This window comes from Zavarzinella formosa DSM 19928 (assembly GCF_000255705.1).
Lineage (GTDB): Bacteria > Planctomycetota > Planctomycetia > Gemmatales > Gemmataceae > Zavarzinella > Zavarzinella formosa.
This window is the reverse complement of record NZ_JH636444.1, coordinates 586,886-591,618: the sequence shown is the minus strand read 5'-3', so window position 1 is coordinate 591,618 and position 4,733 is coordinate 586,886. Positions and strand designations below refer to the sequence as shown.

6 protein-coding genes are annotated in these 4,733 nt (G+C 61.1%); 2 read left to right on the top strand and 4 right to left on the bottom strand.

Features of this window, described 5'->3' with window-relative positions; genetic code table 11:
• Positions 1–517: RNA polymerase sigma factor (locus tag BGIM_RS66100; RefSeq protein WP_193789026.1), on the bottom strand; the 517-nt coding region annotated here is incomplete at its 3' end.
• Positions 518–892: 375 nt separating this feature from the next.
• On the opposite strand from BGIM_RS66100, the gene BGIM_RS53355 reads away from it, so the two are divergent.
• On the top strand, positions 893–1,192 hold the full coding sequence (locus BGIM_RS53355; RefSeq protein ID WP_238537758.1) for a TfoX/Sxy family protein: 300 nt from the start codon (positions 893–895) through the stop codon (positions 1,190–1,192).
• A 119-nt stretch (positions 1,193–1,311) separates the two neighbouring features.
• Here BGIM_RS53355 and BGIM_RS0131515 read toward each other — a convergent pair whose 3' ends face one another.
• The 3 genes from BGIM_RS0131515 to BGIM_RS66095 all read right to left on the bottom strand — a co-directional run bounded on the left by BGIM_RS0131515 (position 1,312) and on the right by BGIM_RS66095 (position 4,179).
• Positions 1,312–2,298 carry an ATP-binding protein gene (locus BGIM_RS0131515; RefSeq protein ID WP_040891012.1) on the bottom strand — a complete coding sequence of 329 codons (987 nt, stop codon included), beginning with the start codon at positions 2,296–2,298 and terminating at the stop codon, positions 1,312–1,314.
• 416 nt (positions 2,299–2,714) lie between these two features.
• The gene (locus BGIM_RS0131510; RefSeq protein WP_020473654.1) at positions 2,715–3,779 is read right to left on the bottom strand and encodes a hypothetical protein; all 1,065 of its coding nucleotides are present in this window, start codon (positions 3,777–3,779) and stop codon (positions 2,715–2,717) included.
• An 82-nt stretch (positions 3,780–3,861) separates the two neighbouring features.
• Positions 3,862–4,179 carry a hypothetical protein gene (locus BGIM_RS66095; RefSeq protein WP_020473653.1) on the bottom strand — a complete coding sequence of 106 codons (318 nt, stop codon included), beginning with the start codon at positions 4,177–4,179 and terminating at the stop codon, positions 3,862–3,864.
• A gap of 201 nt (positions 4,180–4,380) precedes the next feature.
• On the opposite strand from BGIM_RS66095, the gene BGIM_RS65065 reads away from it, so the two are divergent.
• On the top strand, positions 4,381–4,733 hold a 353-nt coding region (locus BGIM_RS65065), incomplete at its 3' end, for a helix-turn-helix domain-containing protein (protein WP_020473652.1).

The following is a 4,733-nucleotide window of genomic DNA, read 5'->3' as shown; positions in this document are numbered from 1 at the left end:
CCACGGTCCCCTCCGGCACGCCGAGTTCGCGGGCGGCGTCCCGGCGGGTCCGGCCGTCCAGGTCGCACAGCACGATCACGGACCGGTAAATGTCTGGCAGGCGGCTCAACTCCGCGTCCAGCACAGTCCGCAAGTCGGCTTCCTGGCCGGGCCGCAAGGCCTCGGGCTCGGGCACTTGCTCCACCGACACTTCCCTCGCCTGTCGGCGGGTGACGGTTCGCCGGGCGTGCAATGCCGTCTGGCGGGCAACCCCGTACAGCCAGTTTGCCACCAAGGCTCGCGGCTTGACGGTTGATGCCTTGCGGGCGAGAACGATGAAGGTGGCCTGGAAGGCATCCTCGGCGTCATGATGATCGAGAAAACGGCGGCAGACGCCCCAGACCATCGGACCGTGCCGCCTGATGAGGGCGGCGAGGGCTTCATCGTCGCGACGCTCGATGAACCGGTCGAGCAGTTCGCCGTCGCGAGGTCCGTCCCGTTGCAAGGCACGGCGAAGGTTTCCCATCAAGTCGGTCACGGTGTCCTCCTGGCGTCCCAACTCGGCCGCTATATTTCATCTGCCGCAAGCTTGGGATTTGATACGCGAATTTTTTCGGCCGAGCAAACCAAGGGTTTAACAAGGCCAAGCGAAAAAAATATACTTGTGCAATCGTTAGGCTTTATGCCATTCGGCAGTGGGAACCCATCCACAGCCGAGGACGAATTCGACCTAGGTGCGGGCAGCATGGAAGTCCGTGATTTGTCGGTCACTGATGACTTTACGGACCGCAAAGTTGGTGTGGTCCTGGGGTTTGGGTGCGGACGACATCCGAGGACGGCACACGGCTCAAGTGGCTCGGGCAAGCGAGTCGGGTAAGATTGAAAGTGCGAAGTTCTTTCCAGCCGGACGGCGATGGCAATTGACAACAATCTAGTGGACCACGTCCGTGACCGCCTGGCCTCGCTGGAGGGCGTGACGGAAAAGAAGCTATTCGGCTGCGCCAGATTTCTCCTCCGGGGAAACGTGGTCGCGGGTGTCTGGCGGCACCGGCTTGTCGTCCGGGTGGGGCGTGAGGAGTACGAATATACCCTGCGAGATCGATACGCCAATCCGTTCGACATCACCGGGAAGCCGTTGAGGGGTGGGTGCGGGTCGAGCCGGAAGGGGTCGAAAGCGACGTTCAACTGGACGACTGGATCGGGCGGGCGGTGAGGTTTGTCTCAACGCTGCCTGCGGCTTGAGGTGCTTCGCGTTCGGTCGGGGATGGACCAGGCGATCCCACGGCGACTGTCGATCCTTTTTAGGGCGTCCGTCACCCGGTTGAGACTGCATTATGCGGCTATCGCCGGCCAGTGGAACCAACATAGGTATTCCGGCCCGTCCATAGCGGCGCCCAAGTATCCCCCGGTCACGGCCTCGGCGGGGCTGTCAAGGCCGAAGCAGGCGGCAATGATCTCGGCGCAGTTGGCCAGGCCGACTCCGTGTCCACCCCGTGTCACGCCCCCGGCGAACAGTCTCGCGGGGTCAGGGGCCGCCGACGCGAGGAACGCGGCCTGGTCCGAATCCACCCGGTTTTGCACCACCCACCGGACCAAGTCTGTGCCCACCGGGAAGATCCACAAGATCACGCGGCCGTCGGCGGCGAACCGAACGGCGTTGTTCACATAGTTATACACGACCCGGTCGATGCTTGACGTTTCCAGGCACCGGGCCGAGATGTCTCCTCCAAATGTGTTCCGGACCTCCACCACCGCCTCCCTTTCCCCCTGGCGAACCGCGCAGCCTGACCACTTGTCAGCGAAGTGGGCGATGCCGTGGGCCTTGGCCTTCTCGTCGTCCGCTCGGGCGGCCGGGTCGATGTCCGGCAGAAGGTTTCGCATGATTTTGGCATGATCGCGGGCGGCATCCACAGCCATGCGGACCAGGTCCTCGTCACCCGGGGAGACCGCGAGCATCTGGGCAACCCCCATCAGAACGGTCAGGCCGCCGCTGCGAATGTCATGGGTCGCCTTGCGGATCGCCTCGTCTTCCAGTCCGGCCGCCGTCGTTTTCCGGCCGAGTTGTAGTGCGTCGGCCAGCAGGGCCGGTCCGGCGGTCTGGCGGATGAGATCTTCCATGGCGGCGAGGTCCCGACTTCCCTCCGTTTCCCGCCAGCGGAGGGGAAGGCCGTGAACCGCCTGGTAAATGCGGTCAAGGAGGACTTGATCGACGTGGTCGAAGCGTGGCAGGGGCACCTCAAAGCCGCATCCGAAGAACCGGGCGGGGCGGCGGTTGGGCAAGACATCGGGGGCAATGGCGGCGAGGACAGACGGGATCATGATGGCGGCATGGTGAGGTTGTGACAGGCAGACACCGCACCATGCGGCGATACCCCGAAGACAATTTTGTGCAAATCCCGGGCCGAAACGCGGGGCGGCGGGCAATTTCAAGCGGTGCGTTTCAGGGGCGTTAATGCCGAGAAAGAGAAGAAGCATAGTCGGTGGCATTCGGTCGAGGGCAATCCGCATGATCTGACAGAATTGTTCCTCGCAATCCCCAACGACAAGCACCCAGGCAGCCCCCGTCCGCCGCCAAGGACGGACTCGACAAAGACGAAACGGGTTGCTTGGGCAACTGAGAGATTTGCCTGGTGAACGGACAGACCTTTTGTCGACCCCGATTGAGAAGGCGAGGAAATCAGCCAGAGCACTTGTGAAGCTAGTTTCGACCTCTCATGTTAGGCGACCGATCTGATTCACTCCAACACAAGAGCGAGCGCGTAGACCCGGCCGAAGTGCCGCACGTGGGTCCCGATGACCTTGCGTCCGTTTCCGGTCAATGTCTCTTCCTTGTCGTTCGGCCCCGGTTCACCAACCCAATCGCCTGTGTAGCTGTCTTTGGCGTTGATGGTTCCGTTCGGCATGATCTTCATGTAAACCACCTGGATGGCGGTCACCGTGCTGTTCGTCTTCACGTTCACCGCCCCGACCGCGTATCCCGGTTTTGCCATCTCCATCTTTTGCCCGAAGCTCGGTTGCCGCTGGTCGAAACTGGGGGTCAGGTGGACGATGCACCCGGCCTTCAATCCTTTTACCGGCTCAAAGGTGCCGAGGGTGTAGTGGAATCCGACCACCGGCGTCTTCTTGGGGGAGGCGAAACGTAACGAAGGTGTCAGCTTCTCCACCAACCCGACGAACTTCGTGTCCTTGCCAATGTTGTTATTGGCATTCAAGGCCGGGCCGGTCGGCGGCGGGTTATTCAGCTTCTTGGTCTCCTCCGGCGTCCACTCGCGGGCATACTGCAAGTCACGGCCAAGGTCGCCCATGACCGCCGAGTTCGAGACTTTGAACGTGGGTCGAAGTTCTTCGTCCTCCCACCGCCGGTCGGTGAACGCGAGATAGGCTTCCAACTCCTTGGTGTTCTCCCCGATTCGGGCGTATCCCAGGCCCAGGGTAATGTCGCCGCTTTTGTCCTTCAGGACATCGCGGCCGAACAATCGCGCGCCGATGAAACGCTGTTTGCCATCTGCGGTGCGGAGGACGAGGACCGGGTTGGGGAGATCCCCGGCCGTCAACAGCTCGTATCGCACTTTGAGAAGCGCCTGCTGTCCCGGTGCCGGAACCTCCAGACGGACGTTCGACAGCTTAAACTTTGCCAGTTCCTTGAGGGGCTTGAGCGGGGCTTCGGCCGGCGCTTCCGAAGCATCAAGAATTTTTTCGGCGACGGCGGGGCCGGCCGCAGGCGTCTTCGGTTTCTGAGCGATGGCCGTTCCCACACTGATCACGGCAATCAAGACAAGGATGCCGAGAAACTTTCGCATCGATAGTATCCTTCTACTTGTGTCAAATTGTTTGCAAGGTCAAATATACGAGAACCTCATTGCGAACATTTGGCTCACCACATTACAGTTTCCTCATGTAGCCCAAGCTTTCTTCCAGACTCCTGAATTGATTGGCAACCCCGTCAATGACGTCGACATGCCTCTTCTCCCCGTCCTTCGTCGCGTTGTAAACAACCGCCGACACCTTCATGGTGCCACCCTGCTTCCAGGCTATGTCTTCGTCGTCGTGGCTGACAAGGGAATGGCGTCCGGTGGGCGTCCATCCATAGCCGAGGATGGACACGACCAAGGTGCAAGCCGCCTCAGACTTCGCGATCTGCCGGTCGATGAAGGCTTTACGGGCGGCGAAGTTGGCGATGTCTTGAGGGGCGGGCGACATGACTGGACGATAGACGAGCAGGGTGGGTCGGGCAAGCGGGCACTGATCCAAACCAACAGGATGTGCATCGCCGCGATCCGGGTGTGACCGGCTCCAAAGCAGACATCCCGGCCCAGTTGATCGCCCTGTCACGGGCGGTCTACTGCTTCGGAGGTAAGCAAAGCTATTGAATGCGGAGTTGTTTGTGGTAATTGATTTCTCATGCGAAGCAAAGGAACTGCTTCCGAATTGGAAGCGCGGCGGAAGCTTGCCATTAAGAAATTGCAGGATGGCTGGACCCAAGTGGCCGTTGCTGACTTTATTGAGGTCCATCCGGTGACGGTCGCCAAGTGGATGGCCCGGCACCGGCAGGAAGGCGACGCCGGATTGGCGGCGAAACCGACACCGGGGCGCCCCCGGTTCTTGACGCCGGAGCAGGAACACCAAGTCCTTGGATGGCTGGCGGAGAAGCCAACCGCCCACGGCTTTCGCACCGATCTTTGGACGGCTCGGCGTGTGACCGAGTTGATTCGTCGGCGATTCGGCGTGCGGTATCATCCGGATTACCTGCGGGT

What these genes read in the sequence shown, in the direction of transcription:
- BGIM_RS53355 (WP_238537758.1), top strand. Translation starts at nt 893, where the DNA reads ATGGCAATTGACAACAATCTAGTGGACCACGTCCGTGACCGCCTGGCC.
- BGIM_RS0131515 (WP_040891012.1), bottom strand. Translation starts at nt 2,298, where the DNA reads ATGATCCCGTCTGTCCTCGCCGCCATTGCCCCCGATGTCTTGCCCAAC.
- BGIM_RS0131510 (WP_020473654.1), bottom strand. Translation starts at nt 3,779, where the DNA reads ATGCGAAAGTTTCTCGGCATCCTTGTCTTGATTGCCGTGATCAGTGTG.
- BGIM_RS66095 (WP_020473653.1), bottom strand. Translation starts at nt 4,179, where the DNA reads ATGTCGCCCGCCCCTCAAGACATCGCCAACTTCGCCGCCCGTAAAGCC.